Below are 16,091 nucleotides of genomic sequence, written 5' to 3'. Positions count from 1 at the left end.
TGTGACCGGACCGATCTACGTCCTCAACGGACCCAACCTGAACCTGCTCGGCCTGCGTGAACCCGAGATCTACGGTTCGGCGACTCTCGACGACGTGGTCGAGTTGTGTCGGCGCACCGCCGCGGAGGCCGGGCGGGAGATCGAGGCGCGTCAGTCCAACCACGAGGGCGAGCTCATCGACTGGGTCCAGCAGGCCCGGGGGCATGCGTCCGGGCTGGTGATCAACCCCGCCGGGTTCACTCACACCTCTGTGGCGCTCCGCGACGCCCTGGCGACGCTCGAGGTCCCCGTCGTCGAGGTGCATATCAGCAATGTCCACCGGCGCGAGGAGTTCCGTCGGCACTCGTATGTCTCCGGGGTGGCGACCGGCGTGATCGCGGGGCTCGGCATCGACGGCTATCGGGCCGCGGTGCAATTTCTCTGTTCCCGAGGATGACCGGGTTTCGCCGGTTCGACGGGCTGTCGTGAGGCCGGTGCGTGGCCCGGTGAAGTAACGACTGGCGCGCTGTCGCGATGTGAGGTACAACGTGTGTATCACCTTTGAAGTGATGCAACTCACACTTGACAGAGAGCGGACGATGCACAGCCACCAACTGGACGTTCTGTCCACCCGAACGGCAGCCCCGGCGTCCGGCCGGGACTGGCTTCGGTTGCGTCACGTGGCAATGTCCCCGACCGCGGCGATCGCGGTCGGAGCCGCACTTCTCGCCGCCGGTCTCGCGCTGGTCGCCGGGAGTTCGATGCTCGTCGGTGTCGCGGCGGCACTGTCGGTTCTCGGCGGCGTGATCCTCGCTTCGGTGCTGATCTGAGCCGGCCCGATCACGGGCACCGTCTCGCCGGCCGCGACAGCGCCCGGGTGACGGAGACGACGGTGTGGGTTCTCGTCCGAGAGGGTACCCACGAAGTGAGGTCGGGTCTCGAGGCGGAGGTGGAGTGATGAATCCCTTGTTTGCCGTGGTCGTCGTGGCCTACATCGCGGTGGCGGTGATGCAGGGCACGTACGGAATGTGGTGAGGCAGCCGGAATCTCGGACCGTCCGTGTCGGGCTGCCCGGCGATCGACGGCACCCTCCTCAGGGTGCCGTCACTCGTTTCTCACCGGCGTAGATGTTCATCGAATGGCCCCTGAGGAACCCGACGAGCGTCGTCCCCGAGCGTTCGGCGAGATCCACGGCCAGGGACGAGGGCGCCGACACCGCCCCGAGGACCGGTACACCCGCCATGACCGACTTCTGCACCAGTTCGAAGGACGCCCGCCCACTCACGATCAACACCGTCTCCCGCAGGGGCGTCCGCCCCTCCCGGACCGCCCAGCCGAGGACCTTGTCGACGGCGTTGTGCCGGCCGACGTCCTCCCGTACCGCCAGCATCGTTCCGTCGGGGCGGAACAGGCCGGCAGCGTGGAGCCCTCCGGTCGCGTCGAAGGCGCGCTGTGCTGCGCGCAGCGTCGTCGGCATCGCGGCGAGAGCCTCGGTGGTGACCTCGACCGGGTCGTCGGCGGGGGAGTGCCGGGTACGGGTGAACACGTCGTCGAGGGCGGCCTTGCCGCAGACCCCGCACGCCGAGGTGGTGAGGAAATTGCGGTGGCGGTCGATCACCGGCCGAACACCCGCTGCGAACACGACGTCGAGGACGTTGTACGTGTTGCCGTCGCCCGCGTCGCCGCCGCAGTACTGCAGCTCGGCCACGTCCTCCCGCGAGTCGACGAGGGATTCGGTGAGGAGGAACCCGTGGACGAGGTCGAAGTCGTGGCCCGGCGTCCGCATGGTGACCGACAGCGAGGTCCCGCCGATCCGGATCTCCAGTGGCTCCTCGACCGCGAGCGAATCGGGCCGGCGTGTCGTGCCGTGCTCGGAGACCCGCACGACCGGACGACGAACCGTGATGCGGCCCATCTGTTCTCCACTCTCTCGCGGGGCGTGCCGATTCGACAGTAGCCCGCGTTCCACCGCGGCGACCAGGGTCGGGGAAACGGGTGCCGCGGTGAGGTCGGTGCGTACCCTCGTGGCATGACGGTTGACGTGCGTCCAGGGACGCGATCCGACGTGCCGGAGCTCTCCAGGATCCTCGCCGAGGCCTTCCACGACGATCCGATGATGGTGTGGATCGTGCCCGACGCCGACGATCGCCCGCGCCGGCTGGCCGGGTTGTTCTCGGCGGTGACCCGATACCACCACCTGGGCGGCGGCGGTGTGGAGGTCGCGGTCGACGGCGACGGTCGGGTCGGCGGAGTCACGCTGTGGGATCCGCCGGGGCGCTGGAAGCAGTCCACCTGGTCGATGCTGCGGATGGGGCCGGCGATGTGGCGTGCTCTGGGTTCTCGGATGAAGGCGGGGAGCGAGGCCGAGCGTGCCCTCGAGGCCGTGCACCCGGAGGAGCCGCACTGGTATCTGTCGGCGATCGGCACCGGGGCCGCCGCTCGCGGCGGAGGGTTCGGCAAGGCGTTGCTCACCTCGCGGCTTGATCGGTGCGACCGGGAAGGGGTGCCCGCGTACCTCGAATCCAGCAATGTGGCGAACCTGCCGTACTACGAGCGGTTCGGTTTCGAGCTGGTGCGGGAGGTCGCGATCCCCGGGGGCGGGCCGTCGTTCTACCCGATGTGGCGAAACCCGCGCTGACCTGACGCGGGCCGGTGCGCGGCCGTGATACCAACGACTCGTGACAGCGATTCCAGGGATGCATGCCGGCACCGCCTTCGACGAACTCGACGACTACCTCGCCCTCGGCAGGCTCTCGCACCTGTCGATGTCCACGGATGGCCGCAGGCTGGTCCTCGCCCACGCGGAACTCGACGACGATGCCGTGAAGTACGTGACATCGCTGTGGGAGGTCGATCCCACCGGGAACACCGCCGCCCGCAGACTCACCTGGGGCGCGGAGAGCGAGACGGCGCCGGTGTTCACCTCGGACGGGGACGTGCTCTTCCTCGCCTCCCGGCCGCTCCGTGGCGGCGAGGACTGCCCGAAAGCGCTGTGGCGCTTGCCGGCCGGTGGCGGCGAGGCGTGTCGTGTCACCGACTTCGCGGATGACGTCGACAGCGTGCTCGCCGCTCGCGCCGCTCCGCGGTTCCTGCTGACCACACCGCTGCTGGACGCCGCCGACTCGGTGGCCGAGGATCGGCGGATCCGCAAGGAGCGCAAGGACAAGAAGGTCTCGGCGATCCTGCACAGCGGCTATCCGGTGCGGCACTGGGACGACGACCTGGGCCCGGGTGCGCCGCACCTGTTCTCGGGCTCGCTCGACACCGGCGGGGGGGAGCGGCGACGCCCCGGTGGATCTCACGCCACTGGCAGGGGCCGCACTGCGCGACGCCGACGTGGACCTGTCCTGGGACGGCGAGTTCGCCGTCACGACGTGGGCGGTGCCCGCTGCGGGAGCGGCGATGCGCACCGTTCTGGTGAAGGTGGACACCGGCACCGGCGAGCAGTCCCTCCTGGTCGACGACCTGGGCGTCGACGTGTCCGCTCCGGCGATCTCGCCGGACGGTGCGTCCGTGGCGTATCTGCGCGAGGCACATTCGACCGATCTGCTCGCACCCCGCACCACGCTGCACCTGTTCGACCTGCGCCGCGGAACCTCCGAACTCGTCGACGTCGGTGATCTGTGGCCGACGTCGCCGGTGTGGTCGGCGGACGGGACCGAACTGCTGTTCACCGCCGACCACCGGGGCCGCGCTCCGATCTTCCGCGTGCGCGTGGGATCCGCGGGGTCCCCGAGTTCTGCGGAGTCCCCGGTCTCACGGATCACCACGGACGACGCGGCGTACAGCGACGTGTGCGTCGCGCCGGACGGGCAGTGCGCCTACGCGCTGCGGGCGTCGTACGAGGCGCCCCCGCACCCGGTGCGAGTGGACCTGGTGACCGGGGCCGTCTCGATGCTTCCCGCTCCCGAGGCGTTGCCGGAGCTGCCCGGCACACTGACGGAGGTGCAGACGAAGGCTGCGGACGGTACCGCCGTGCGTGGCTGGCTCGCGCTCCCGACCGGTGCCGAGGCGCACGCGCCGGTGCCGTTGCTGCTCTGGGTGCACGGCGGTCCGCTGTCGTCCTGGAACACGTGGTCGTGGCGGTGGAATCCCTGGCTCCTGGTCGCGCAGGGCTACGCCGTGCTGCTTCCGGATCCGGCGCTGTCCACCGGGTACGGGCAGAGCTTCGTCCAGCGTGGCTGGGGACGGTGGGGCGCGGAGCCGTACACCGATCTCATGGCGATCACCGACACCGCCGTGGCACGCCCCGAGATCGATGCCGAGCGGACGGGCGCGATGGGCGGCTCCTTCGGCGGCTACATGGCGAACTGGATCGCCGGGCACACGGGCCGGTTCAAGGCGATCGTGAGCCACGCGAGCCTCTGGGCGCTGGACCAGTTCGGGCCCACCACCGATTCGGCCTGGTACTGGCAGCGCGAGATGACTCCGGAGATGGCCGTGGAGAACTCGCCGCATCTCTACGTCGCCGACATCGTCACTCCGATGCTCGTCATCCACGGCGACCGGGACTACCGGGTGCCGATCGGGGAGGGGCTGCGGCTGTGGTTCGAGCTGCTGTCCGAGTCCGGCCTGCCTGCCGACGAGGAGGGGGCCACGGCGCACCGGTTCCTGTACTTCCCGGACGAGAACCACTGGGTGCTCGCGCCGCAGCACACGAAGCTCTGGTACGAGGTGGTACGCGCCTTCCTCTCCGAGCACGTTCTCGGGGAAGCCGCCGAGATGCCCGAGATCCTCGGCTGATCCCCCGCCCCCCGTGGGTGAAGGTGGCCTTCGACCGGTCAGACCGGTCGAAGGCCACCTTCACCCAGGGGAGGTGCCCGGGGCTCGGGCCATTAGGATTGTCGGGTGACCAGTGCAGCTCCCCATACCCCGAACGACGCCGTCGACCTGCCCAAGAGCTGGGACCCCAGCGCGGTGGAGGCCGATCTCTATCAGGGGTGGGTCGACGCCGGTTACTTCACCGCGGACGCGAGCAGCGACAAGCCCGGCTATTCCATCGTGCTGCCGCCACCGAACGTGACGGGCAGCCTGCACATGGGGCACGCGCTCGACCACACGCTCATGGATGCCCTCTGCCGGCGCAAGCGGATGCAGGGCTTCGAGGTCCTGTGGCTTCCCGGCATGGATCACGCGGGGATCGCCACCCAGACGATCGTCGAGAAGCAACTCGCCGCGGCCGGAAAGAGCAAGGAAGACCTGGGGCGCGAGGCGTTCGTCGAGAAGGTCTGGGAGTGGAAGCGCGAATCCGGCGGCCAGATCCAGGGGCAGATGCGCCGGATCGGTGACGGCGTCGACTGGAGCCGTGACCGATTCACGATGGACGACGGACTGTCCCGCGCGGTGCAGACGATCTTCAAACGCCTCTACGACGACGGCCTCATCTACCGAGCCGAACGCCTGGTCAACTGGTCTCCGGTGCTGCAGACGGCCATCTCCGACATCGAGGTCAAGTTCGAGGAGGTCGAGGGCGAGCTGGTGTCGCTGCGCTACGGCTCGCTCAGCGACGACGAGCCGCACGTGATCGTCGCGACGACCCGTGTCGAGACGATGCTCGGTGACACCGCCGTCGCGGTCCATCCGGAGGACGAGCGGTACCGGAATCTCGTCGGCACCACGCTCGAACACCCGCTCACCGGCCGCCGGATCCCGATCATCGCCGACGAGTACGTCGACCCCGAGTTCGGTACGGGCGCGGTGAAGATCACCCCCGCCCACGATCCCAACGACTTCGAGATGGGCGTGCGACACGAGCTGCCCATGCCGACGATCATGGACAAGTCCGGCAAGATCGCCGACACCGGTACGGAATTCGACGGCCTGGACCGCTTCGAGGCCCGCGTCAAGGTGCGCGAGGCGCTCGCCGAGCAGGGGCGGGTCGTCGCCGAGAAGCGCCCCTATCTGCACAGCGTCGGCCATTCCGAGCGCAGCGGTGAGACGATCGAACCCCGGCTGTCGATGCAGTGGTGGGTCAAGGTCGACGAACTGGCGAAGGCCGCAGGTGACGCCGTGCGCACCGGTGACACCGTCATCCACCCGGCGAGCCAGGAACCGCGCTGGTTCGCCTGGGTGGACAACATGCACGACTGGACCATCTCCCGGCAGCTGTGGTGGGGCCACCGCATCCCGATCTGGTACGGGCCGGCCGGCGAGGTCGAGTGCTTCGGTCCGGACGAGACCCCGCCCGCGGGCTGGGAGCAGGATCCGGACGTGCTCGACACCTGGTTCTCCTCCGGCCTGTGGCCGTTCTCCACGATGGGATGGCCGGACGCCACTGCCGAGCTGGAGAAGTTCTACCCCACCAGCGTGCTGGTCACCGGCTACGACATCCTGTTCTTCTGGGTGGCCCGGATGATGATGTTCGGCACCTACGTCGGACAGGACGAGGCGGTCACCGCCCGGCCCGAGGGGGCGCCCGACGAGGGCGCCACGGTGCCGTTCCGGGACGTGTTCCTGCACGGCCTGGTGCGCGACCAGTACGGCAAGAAGATGTCGAAGTCGCGGGGCAACGGGATCGACCCGCTCGACTGGGTGGACCGCTTCGGTGCCGACGCCCTGCGCTTCACCCTCGCCCGTGGCGCCAATCCGGGTGCGGACCTGTCGGTGGGGGAGGACCACGCACAGAGCTCGCGCAACTTCGCGAACAAGCTGTTCAACGCCACCAAGTTCGCGCTGATGAACGGCGCGGCCCCCGGTGACCTCGCGCCGCGCGAGTCGCTCACCGACGCGGACCGCTGGATCCTCGACCGGCTCGAACAGGTCCGGGGTGAGGTCGACGGCGCCTTCGATCGCTACGAGTTCAGCAAGGCGTGCGAGGCGCTCTACCACTTCGCCTGGGACGAGGTGTGCGACTGGTACCTGGAGATCGCCAAGGTGCAGTTCTCCGGCGAGGCCCGGGCCGAGACGACCCGGGTGGTACTCGGCAACGTCCTCGATGCGTTGCTGCGACTGCTGCATCCGGTGATCCCCTTCGTCACCGAGACCCTGTGGAAGGTGCTGACCGGCGGCGAGTCGGTGGTGATCGCGTCCTGGCCGCAGCCGTCCGGCGTCGAGGCGGATCCGGTTGCCGCGCAACGTATCCAGGATGTCCAGCGGCTGGTCACCGAGGTGCGCAGGTTCCGCAGCGACCAAGGCCTCAAGCCGTCGCAGAAGGTGCCGGCGCGGCTCGTCGGGGTCGACGACGCCGACCTGTCCGCTCAGTTGCCCGTGATCGCCTCGCTCGTGCGCCTGACCGAGCCGGGAGAGGGCTTCACCCCGTCCGCGGCCGTCGAGGTGCGGGTCGGCGGCGCCACCGTCACCGTCGAACTCGACACCTCCGGGACGGTGGACGTCGGAGCCGAGATCGCGCGGCTGAAGAAGGATCTCGCGGTCGCGGAGAAGGAACTGGCGACCACCTCGGGCAAGCTGGGCAACGAGGCGTTCCTCGCGAAGGCTCCGGACGCCGTCGTCGACAAGATCCGCACCCGGCAGCAGGTGGCCCGCGAGGAGATCGAACGCATCGGGGCACGGCTCGGGGAACTCGCCGAGACGAAGGCGCGGTGACCGGGGTGACCGGCGACGACCGCGGTGCCGAGATCGACCCCGTCGACCTCGCCGAACTGACCCTGGTCGAGGCGGAACTCGACCGCCGGTGGCCGGAGACCAAGATCGAGCCGTCGCTCACCCGGATCGCGGCGCTGATGGACCTCCTCGGTTCGCCGCAGCGGGCTTACCCGGCGATCCATGTCACCGGAACCAACGGCAAGACGTCCGTGGTGCGGATGATCGATTCGCTCCTGCGTGCGCTGCACCGTCGGACCGGGCGTACGACGAGCCCGCACCTGCAACTGGCCACCGAACGCATCGGTGTCGACGGGGCGCCGCTCTCGCCGCGTACCTACGTCGACACCTATCGCGAGATCGAACCCTACGTCCTGATGGTGGACCAGCAGTCCGAGGCCGCGGGCGGCCCCCGGATGAGCAAGTTCGAAGTCCTCACCGCCATGGCGTACGCGGCGTTCGCCGAGGCGCCCGTCGACGTCGCGGTCGTCGAAGTGGGGCTGGGCGGCCGATGGGACGCGACCAACGTCATCGACGGCCAGGTCGCGGTGATCACCCGGATCGGGCTCGACCACGCCGACTACCTGGGCGACGACATCGCCGAGATCGCCGCCGAGAAGGCTGGAATCATCAAGAAGGGGCCGGAGGACGACCTCGTTCCGCGGGACACCGTGGCGGTCCTGGCCGAGCAGACTCCCGAGGTGATGGAGGTCCTCCTGCGCCGGGCCGTCGAGACCGATTCGGCAGTGGCCCGCGAGGGGTCCGAGTTCCGGATACTGGCCCGGCAGATCGCGGTCGGCGGCCAGCAGCTCGAGTTGCAGGGGCTCGGCGGCGTCTACACGGACGTGTTCCTCCCGCTGCACGGCGAGCATCAGGCGCACAACGCAGTGCTCGCGCTCGCGGCGGTCGAGGCGTTCTTCGGCGCCGGCCCCGAGCGGCAACTCGATCAGGACGCGATCCGGGAAGGCTTCGCCACGGTGGACAGCCCGGGCCGGCTCGAGCGGGTCCGGTCGGCACCCACGGTCTTCCTCGATGCGGCACACAATCCGGACGGCGCCCGCGCGCTCGCCGCCGCGCTCGCCGAGGAATTCGACTTCCGCAAACTGGTCGGCGTCGTCGCGGTGATGGGGGACAAGGACGTCGACGGCATCCTCGAGGCGCTCGAGCCGGTGATCGACGAACTCGTCGTCACCCACAACGGGTCGCCCCGGTCGATGGACGTCGAGGACCTCGCGAACCGGGCGGTGGCGCGATTCGGTGACGAGCGTGTCGTCGTCGCCCCGACCCTGGCGGATGCGGTGGAAACCGCGATCGGTCTGGCGGAGGAGGTGGCCGAGCCGGGCGAGGCGGTATCGGGCGCAGGCGTGGTGATCACCGGGTCGGTGGTCACCGCCGGGGCCGCCCGGACACTATTCGGAAAGGACCCGTCGTGAGCGACAGTCGGAACGGCGAAGGCAGCGGGCCCCAGGACGCCGGGCCCGAGAACAGCGAGATTCCCGCGGCGCCGGATCCCTGGAAGGGGTTCCGCGGCGTCTGTGCGGGCACCCTGGTCCTCGAGGCCATCGTCATCCTGCTGGCGTTGCCGATCGTCGCGAACCTCGGCGGCGGCGTCACCTGGCTCTCCGGCGGTCTGATCATCGGTTCGGCGATCGCGATGGTGCTCGGCGCGGGAGTGCAGGGACGCTCCTGGGCGATGAAGTTCAACATCACCATCCAGGTGATCCTCCTGTTCGGAGCGTTCGTCGACCTCTCCATCGGTGCCGTCGGCGTCATCTTCGGAGTGGTCTGGGCATATCTGCTCTACCTGCGCAGAGACCTGCGCATCCGGATGGAGAAGGGGCTGTTGCCGAGCCAGCAGCCACGCACGTTAGGCTGACGCCTCGTGACTGAGCGCACCCTGGTACTCATCAAGCCCGACGCAGTCTCCCGCGGATACGTGGGAGAGATCCTGAGCCGAATCGAGCGGAAGGGCTTGTCGATCGCGGCACTGGACCTCCGCACCGCACCCGAGGCCGTGGCGGCGAGCCACTACGCCGAGCACGAGGGCCGCCCGTTCTACCCGAGCCTGCTCGAGTTCATCACCTCCGGCCCGCTGGTGGCCGCGGTGATCGAGGGCCCCCGCGCGATCGCCGCCTTCCGGCAGCTCGCCGGCGGCACCGACCCGGTGGAGAAGGCAGTCCCCGGCACCATCCGCGGCGACTTCGGGCTCGAAACGCAGGCGAACCTGGTGCACGGCTCCGACTCGGTGGAATCCGCCGAACGGGAGATCGCTCTCTGGTTCCCCGCACTCGCCGGCCGGTAGCCGCGCGGCAGAAGACCTCCCCGTTCCACCACCGGAGATTCCCGTTCGGTGCGCCGATGGCGTGTGCCGGTCGGAACGTGTGGGATACTGGCAAGTGGCCGGACCGCATCGCGTAGCAGTGCGGAACCGGCCGGATGGCTATCCGGCTCGATGGCCCATTCGTCGCGGCCCCCACGTCGGCGGGAAACACCCGGACGTGGCGGGAGGCTCGTCGAACAGGCGCTCGAGTCGCAGTCTCGACCCCGGTCGCAGCCTGTGCCATCCGGACAGGCACTGCATGTCAGTGGTGAAAACGGACATCACTGTGGTGCGGAGCGAGACCCAGAAGTGCCGTGGCCCGACCCGGGCGCGGAACATACGAAACCGGCCCTCGCGTGGCCGCGTCACATCACCTCGAGGAGGGGGTGGACGCGCCCGGGGGCCCGAGGAGATTACGTGGCCGATCAAGCGCCGCCCACAAGTTCAGAGTCGAACGCCGCAGGATCGAACGAGGCGGGGGCACTACCCGAGAAGATGCGTGTGCACGCCCTCGCGAAACTGCTGGGGATCACGAGCAAGCAGGTCATCGCCGAGGCCGGGACGCAGGGCGTCGAACTGAGGAGCGCTCACTCGAGCGTGTCCCGGGAGGTTGCCGAGCGCGTGCGTGACGCGCTCACCACCACCACCACCGACGCCGCGCCCACGGAGGCACCCGCACCGGCCGCCGAACCGGACACTTCCGGGGAGTCGGCTGCCGCGGCGGAGAGCAGCGCCCCACAACTGGACTTCTCGGCCGTGGAGGCGCCGTTCGCGCCGACCGAATCGTCGGCGGCGGCACCGGTCGAGGTTCCCCTGTTCCTCCAGCCGGATCTCGACGCCGCTCCGCCGCGCCGCACACGCGCGCGCCGAGCGAGCGGGGCACCCGCCGCATCCGGATCGGACACCGACAGCGAGACCACGCCCGGGACCGTCGAGGCGGCGGACGCGGGCAGCGCGCCCGACACTGCGGCAGAGCAGGACACCGCGCCCGACAGCCGTGGCGAGGACGGCGGCCCGGACGACGGCGATCAGCCGCGCAGGCGGCGCCGGGGACGGCGTGGCCGCGGACGTGGCCGGGGCGAGCAGTCCGACCGCGACGACAGTGCGCATGACGACGGCGAGCATGATGACGGTGCATCGGCCGAGGACTCCCACGACGACGAGGACCGCGCGGGCGAGCGCGGCGCGCAGTCGTCCGAGACGGACGGGGACCAGTCCTCCGACGCCGGCTCCGGACGGGGGAAGGGTCGCGAGCGGGGCGGCCGGAGGAAGCGTACGGCCGACGACAAGAAGTCGGGCACCGACACGTCCGGTACCGACACGTCGGCGGACGCCGAGCCCGGGGACAAGAAGGGCGTCGGCAAGAAGGACTCCGACCAGAAGGACGAAGCCGAGAAGGCCGACGACGACTCCACGAGCGGCACCGAGAGCGCCGATTCCGGCGACGAATCCGGCGACGGCTCGAGCCGCCGTCGCCGTCGCCGCCGTCGCCGTCGTTCCGGAGGGGACGGGACGGAGGCGTCCTCCGAGGACGATCCGCCGAACACCGTCGTCCACGAGCGCGAACCGCGCAACAAGAACCGGGGCAAGGACGAGGTCCAGGGCATCAGCGGGTCGACGCGACTCGAGGCGAAGCGTCAACGTCGTCGCGACGGTCGCGACGCCGGGCGACGCAGGCCGCCGATCCTCACCGAATCCGAGTTCCTGGCCCGCCGTGAGGCGGTCGATCGTGTCATGGTCGTCCGGGACCGGTTGGCCTCGGGCCACCCGCATGCGTCCACCCAGGTGGCGGTGCTCGAGGACGGAATCGTTGTCGAGCACTTCGTGACCTCGTCGTCGTCGGCGTCGATGGTGGGCAACGTGTACCTCGGCCGCGTCCAGAACGTGCTGCCCAGCATGGAGGCCGCGTTCATCGACATCGGCAGGGGCCGCAACGGCGTGCTCTACGCAGGCGAGGTCAACTGGGAGGCTGCCGGGCTCGGCGGGAACTCCCGCAAGATCGAGCAGGCGCTCAAGCCGGGCGATCAGGTGCTGGTGCAGGTCAGCAAGGATCCGGTGGGCCACAAGGGAGCGCGCCTGACGACCCAGATCAGCCTGGCCGGCCGGTTCCTCGTCTACGTCCCGGACGGCAACTCCACCGGCATCAGCCGCAAGCTGCCCGACACCGAGCGGAAGCGGCTCAAGGACATCCTGCGCGAGGTCGTCCCCTCGGACGCCGGTGTGATCATCCGGACCGCAGCCGAGGGCGTGAGCGAGGACGAGCTGGCCCGCGACGTCCAGCGTCTGCAGGCACAGTGGGAGACGATCCGCGAGCAGTCCGCGAAGGCTGAATCCGGGAAGTCGGGCAACCCGAAGACCCTGTACGAGGAGCCGGACCTTCTGGTCAAGGTTGTTCGTGATCTCTTCAACGAGGATTTCTCCAAGCTCGTCGTCGAAGGCGACAAGGCGTGGGAGACCATCGAGTCTTACATCGGGGCTGTTGCGCCGGACCTGCGGCCTCGCCTCGAGAAGTACGACGCGTCCGGTCAGCTGGACGTGTTCGGTGCGCACCGCATCGACGAGCAGCTCGCGAAGGCCCTCGACCGCAAGGTGTGGTTGCCCTCGGGCGGCACCCTGGTCATCGATCGCACCGAGGCGATGACCGTGGTGGACGTCAACACCGGAAAGTTCACCGGTGCGGGCGGCAACCTCGAGGAGACCGTCACCCGGAACAATCTCGAGGCCGCCGAGGAGATCGTGCGGCAGATGCGCCTGCGGGACATCGGTGGGATGATCGTCGTCGACTTCATCGACATGGTGCTCGAATCCAACCGCGATCTGGTCCTGCGGCGGCTCACGGAGGCGCTCGGACGGGACCGTACCCGGCACCAGGTGTCGGAGGTGACCTCGCTCGGTCTCGTGCAGATGACCCGCAAGAAGCTGGGAACCGGTCTCGTCGAGGCGTTCTCCACCACCTGTGAGCACTGCCACGGTCGCGGAATCATCGTGCACGCCGACCCGATCGAGCCGAAGCAGGAGTCCCGGGGCGACGCCCGCTCGGGCTCGCGGCAGGAATCTCGTCGAGGCAAGCGCGGCAAGGACACCCGGGACAAGGGTGGCGACCCGCGCGAGGCGGCAACGGACGGGGACACCGCTGACTCCGCGGTGAAGCGGGCCGCTCACCCGGTGGCACTCGCGATGGCGGGTCACCACCAGGACGATGACGCCGCCCAGCCTTCCGACGGCCGGGCACCGGACAGCCCGGCACCCGGTTCCGGGGAAACGGAGGCCGCGACCGCTGCGGAGTCTGCCGGCGAGGTCGCGGCGGCCGAGGCCACGCCTGCCGTCGTGGTCGCGTCGTCCGCTCCCGGCGAGAGTGTCCCTGCCGATCGAGTGATCGTCTCTGCCGAGCCCGCGGCCTCCCGACCGGTGGCGGTTTCCGAGGCTGCCTCCGAGCCGAAGGCCGAGCCTGTCGCGGACACCGACGCCGCGGCGGAAACCGGGCCCGCGGGACGCCCGCCGCGCCGCCGCAGCCGTCGCGTCTCCCGTGCAGCGGCCGCTCCGAGCACGCAGGATGCCACGGGCACGGTGATCGTGGTGCCGGTGGCCACTGCGCAGGGAGCCTCAGCGCAAGGGGCCTCGGCGCAGGGAGATGCCGACGAACGCGACGGCGCTGCACCCGAGCCCGCACCGGAACCGGTCGTCGTCAGCAGGCCACGTCGCCGTCGTGCGGCGGGCCGGCCGGCGGGGCCGCCGGTCGAGTCGGACGACTGAGAGTCGAACCACCTGACGGGTCACGAGGGCCACAGGGAGGCGGTTTGGTCCACGCGGCCGCCTTCCTGTAACCTTGACCAGTCGCTGCACGGTGACAGGAATGCGCGCGCCGCGAGACCGTGGCCCGATTCCTGCTCGTTGCAGCCTCCACACCAGACCAGTCGCGTCCCATGTCCTAGTGGGTCGCGAGCAAGTTCGAAGAAGCAAGGGGAAGCCCTCCGATGGCAACGTACGCGATCGTCAAGACCGGCGGAAAGCAGTACAAGGTCGCTGTTGGTGACCTCGTCAAGGTCGAGAAGATCGAGGGTGAGCCCGGAACGGCTGTCTCGCTTGCTCCGGTTCTCGTCGTCGACGGATCCGAGCTCACCACCGACGCCGACAAGCTGGCCAAGGTCACGGTCACCGGCGAGGTCGTCGAGCACACCAAGGGCCCGAAGATCCGCATCCACAAGTTCAAGAACAAGACCGGCTACCACAAGCGTCAGGGCCACCGGCAGAAGCTGACCGTCCTCAAGGTCACCGGCATCAAGTAAGTCGCTACTTTCACCCGAGGAGGGTCTAGTCATGGCACATAAGAAGGGTGCGTCCAGCTCACGCAACGGTCGCGATTCCAACTCCCAGCGTCTCGGCGTCAAGCGTTTCGGCGGCCAGGCCGTCAGCGCGGGCGAGATCCTGGTTCGTCAGCGTGGAACCCACTTCCACCCCGGCGTCAACGTCGGCCGCGGTGGCGACGACACGCTGTTCGCGCTCGCCGCCGGTGCGGTCGAGTTCGGCAGCAAGCGTGGCCGCAAGACCGTGAACATCGTCCCGGCAGTGGAAGCCTGATCTGCCACCGACGGAGTTCACCGCCCGCCAGTCGGGCGTCATAGAGTTTTCCCGAACAGGGGCGGACCGGGTGCCATACCCGATCCGCCCCTGTTCGCTTGTTTCGGTATCGACCCGGCCGGTCCGCCGTTGCGGCCTCGCCGAGCCCGATATCTTGTGAGTCGACCCTGCGGGGCCGACCGAGGAAGGAACCTCCCGCCATGTCCCGATTCATCGACCGCGTGACTCTGCACGTCAGCGCCGGCAAGGGCGGAAACGGATGTGCCTCGGTGCACCGGGAGAAGTTCAAGCCGCTGGGCGGCCCGGACGGTGGAAACGGCGGCCGGGGCGGCGCGGTGATCCTCGAAGTCGACCCCAACGTCCACACACTGCTCGACTTCCACTTCCAGCAGCACGCGAAAGCCACCAACGGCAAGCAGGGGATGGGCGGCAACCGCGACGGCGCCAACGGTGACGACCTGGTCCTCAAGGTCCCGGACGGCACCGTGGTCCTCGATCGCGACGGCACGATCCTCGCGGATCTCATCGGCGTCGGGAGCCGGTTCGACGCGGCCAGTGGCGGCCGCGGCGGCCTCGGCAACGCCTCGCTCGCGTCCAAGGCGCGCAAGGCTCCCGGCTTCGCCCTGCTCGGGGAGGCGGGTGAGGAGCGCGACCTGGTCCTCGAGCTGAAGTCGGTTGCCGACGTGGGTCTCGTGGGCTTCCCGTCCGCAGGCAAGTCGTCACTGGTGTCCGTGCTGTCGGCCGCGAAGCCCAAGATCGCGGACTACCCGTTCACGACGCTCGTCCCGAACCTGGGTGTGGTGTCGGCGGGGGACACGACCTTCACCGTCGCCGACGTCCCCGGGCTCATCCCCGGCGCGAGCGAGGGCCGCGGACTGGGCTTGGACTTCCTGCGGCATCTCGAGCGCTGCGCGGTGCTCGCCCACGTGGTGGACTGTGCGACGCTCGAGCCGGGACGTGACCCGATCTCCGACGTCGACGCCCTCGAGGCGGAACTTGCCGCCTACACACCGGCATTGAAGGGCGACGCCGGACTCGGTGACCTCGCCGACCGTCCGCGCATCGTGATCCTCAACAAGATCGACGTCCCGGAGGCGGCGGAACTCGCCGAGATGGTGACCCCGGACTTCGAGGCGCGCGGCTGGCCCGTGTACTCGATTTCGACGGCGAGCCGAGAAGGACTGCGGCCGTTGACGTTCGCCCTGGCGGGGCTCGTTCTGGACTACCGTGAGGCGCACCCGCCTGCAGCACCGAAGCGGCAGGTCATCCGGCCGGTTCCGGTGGACCAGTCCAGTTTCAGTGTCATCGCCGATCCGGGCGAGCCCGGGGGATTCATCGTCCGCGGCCCGCGTCCGGAGAGGTGGGTGGCACAGACCCAGTTCGACAACGACGAGGCCGTCGGCTACCTGGCGGACCGGCTCGCGCGGCTGGGCGTCGAGGACGAACTGGTCAAGCAGGGTGCCGAGCCCGGCTGCTCGGTCACCATCGGTGACGTGAGCTTCGAGTGGGAGCCACAGACTCCGGCGGGTGTCGATCTGACCCGTACGGGACGCGGCACCGACGCACGTCTCGACCAGGTGGACCGCATCGGCGCTGCCGAGCGCAAGCATGCCCGGCGCGTGCGACGCGGTCTGGAGGACGACCCGGGGACGGACGCGCGGTGAGTGCGTCGGTG

12 protein-coding genes and 1 pseudogene are annotated in these 16,091 nt (G+C 69.5%); 12 read left to right on the top strand and 1 reads right to left on the bottom strand.

Features of this window, described 5'->3' with window-relative positions:
* The first annotated feature begins 1 nt into the window (after window position 1).
* The gene (gene aroQ, locus G4H71_RS01900; protein WP_072739301.1) at window positions 2–436 is read left to right on the top strand and encodes a type II 3-dehydroquinate dehydratase; all 435 of its coding nucleotides are present in this window, start codon (window positions 2–4) and stop codon (window positions 434–436) included.
* A gap of 142 nt (window positions 437–578) precedes the next feature.
* Window positions 579–809 carry a hypothetical protein gene (locus G4H71_RS01895; protein WP_139183159.1) on the top strand — a complete coding sequence of 77 codons (231 nt, stop codon included), beginning with the start codon at window positions 579–581 and terminating at the stop codon, window positions 807–809.
* 263 nt (window positions 810–1,072) lie between these two features.
* Here the strand turns inward: G4H71_RS01895 and fdhD are convergent, their stop codons facing one another.
* Complete coding sequence (gene fdhD / locus G4H71_RS01890; RefSeq protein ID WP_072739303.1) at window positions 1,073–1,894, bottom strand: formate dehydrogenase accessory sulfurtransferase FdhD; 822 nt, start codon at window positions 1,892–1,894, stop codon at window positions 1,073–1,075.
* Between the two features lie 114 nt (window positions 1,895–2,008).
* On the opposite strand from fdhD, the gene G4H71_RS01885 reads away from it, so the two are divergent.
* From G4H71_RS01885 to obgE, 10 genes and pseudogenes are all read left to right on the top strand, one after another.
* Window positions 2,009–2,617 carry a GNAT family N-acetyltransferase gene (locus G4H71_RS01885; RefSeq protein WP_072739305.1) on the top strand — a complete coding sequence of 203 codons (609 nt, stop codon included), beginning with the start codon at window positions 2,009–2,011 and terminating at the stop codon, window positions 2,615–2,617.
* A 40-nt stretch (window positions 2,618–2,657) separates the two neighbouring features.
* Window positions 2,658–4,722: pseudogene (locus tag G4H71_RS01880) on the top strand (S9 family peptidase).
* A 105-nt stretch (window positions 4,723–4,827) separates the two neighbouring features.
* A complete protein-coding gene (locus G4H71_RS01875; protein WP_072737594.1) occupies window positions 4,828–7,521 on the top strand; it encodes a valine--tRNA ligase in 2,694 nt (897 codons plus the stop codon).
* 5 nt (window positions 7,522–7,526) lie between these two features.
* Window positions 7,527–8,951 carry a bifunctional tetrahydrofolate synthase/dihydrofolate synthase gene (gene folC, locus G4H71_RS01870; RefSeq protein ID WP_072737803.1) on the top strand — a complete coding sequence of 475 codons (1,425 nt, stop codon included), beginning with the start codon at window positions 7,527–7,529 and terminating at the stop codon, window positions 8,949–8,951.
* Window positions 8,952–9,010: 59 nt separating this feature from the next.
* Complete coding sequence (locus G4H71_RS01865) at window positions 9,011–9,394, top strand: DUF4233 domain-containing protein (protein ID WP_072737804.1); 384 nt, start codon at window positions 9,011–9,013, stop codon at window positions 9,392–9,394.
* 6 nt (window positions 9,395–9,400) lie between these two features.
* Complete coding sequence (gene ndk, locus G4H71_RS01860) at window positions 9,401–9,820, top strand: nucleoside-diphosphate kinase (protein WP_072737595.1); 420 nt, start codon at window positions 9,401–9,403, stop codon at window positions 9,818–9,820.
* Between the two features lie 435 nt (window positions 9,821–10,255).
* Complete coding sequence (locus tag G4H71_RS01855) at window positions 10,256–13,591, top strand: translation initiation factor IF-2 N-terminal domain-containing protein (protein ID WP_072737596.1); 3,336 nt, start codon at window positions 10,256–10,258, stop codon at window positions 13,589–13,591.
* Window positions 13,592–13,812: 221 nt separating this feature from the next.
* Entirely contained in the window at window positions 13,813–14,124 is a 312-nt protein-coding gene (gene rplU, locus G4H71_RS01850; RefSeq protein ID WP_072737597.1) for a 50S ribosomal protein L21, read from the top strand.
* Window positions 14,125–14,155: 31 nt separating this feature from the next.
* Window positions 14,156–14,416: a 50S ribosomal protein L27 gene (rpmA, locus tag G4H71_RS01845; RefSeq protein WP_072737598.1), complete on the top strand. Its 261-nt coding sequence runs from the start codon at window positions 14,156–14,158 to the stop codon at window positions 14,414–14,416.
* Between the two features lie 200 nt (window positions 14,417–14,616).
* The gene (gene obgE, locus G4H71_RS01840; RefSeq protein WP_072737599.1) at window positions 14,617–16,080 is read left to right on the top strand and encodes a GTPase ObgE; all 1,464 of its coding nucleotides are present in this window, start codon (window positions 14,617–14,619) and stop codon (window positions 16,078–16,080) included.
* Window positions 16,081–16,091 lie beyond the last annotated feature (11 nt).

Source organism: Rhodococcus triatomae, from assembly GCF_014217785.1.
GTDB classification, from domain to species: domain Bacteria; phylum Actinomycetota; class Actinomycetes; order Mycobacteriales; family Mycobacteriaceae; genus Rhodococcus_F; species Rhodococcus_F triatomae.
Note: the sequence above shows the minus strand (reverse complement) of the source record. Positions and strands in the feature narration are given on the sequence as shown.

Coding starts and splice junctions, on each gene's coding strand:
- G4H71_RS01885 (WP_072739305.1), top strand. CDS start 2,009: ATGACGGTTGACGTGCGTCCAGGGACGCGATCCGACGTGCCGGAGCTC.
- rpmA (WP_072737598.1), top strand. CDS start 14,156: ATGGCACATAAGAAGGGTGCGTCCAGCTCACGCAACGGTCGCGATTCC.
- obgE (WP_072737599.1), top strand. CDS start 14,617: ATGTCCCGATTCATCGACCGCGTGACTCTGCACGTCAGCGCCGGCAAG.
- fdhD (WP_072739303.1), bottom strand. CDS start 1,894: ATGGGCCGCATCACGGTTCGTCGTCCGGTCGTGCGGGTCTCCGAGCAC.
- G4H71_RS01895 (WP_139183159.1), top strand. CDS start 579: ATGCACAGCCACCAACTGGACGTTCTGTCCACCCGAACGGCAGCCCCG.
- rplU (WP_072737597.1), top strand. CDS start 13,813: ATGGCAACGTACGCGATCGTCAAGACCGGCGGAAAGCAGTACAAGGTC.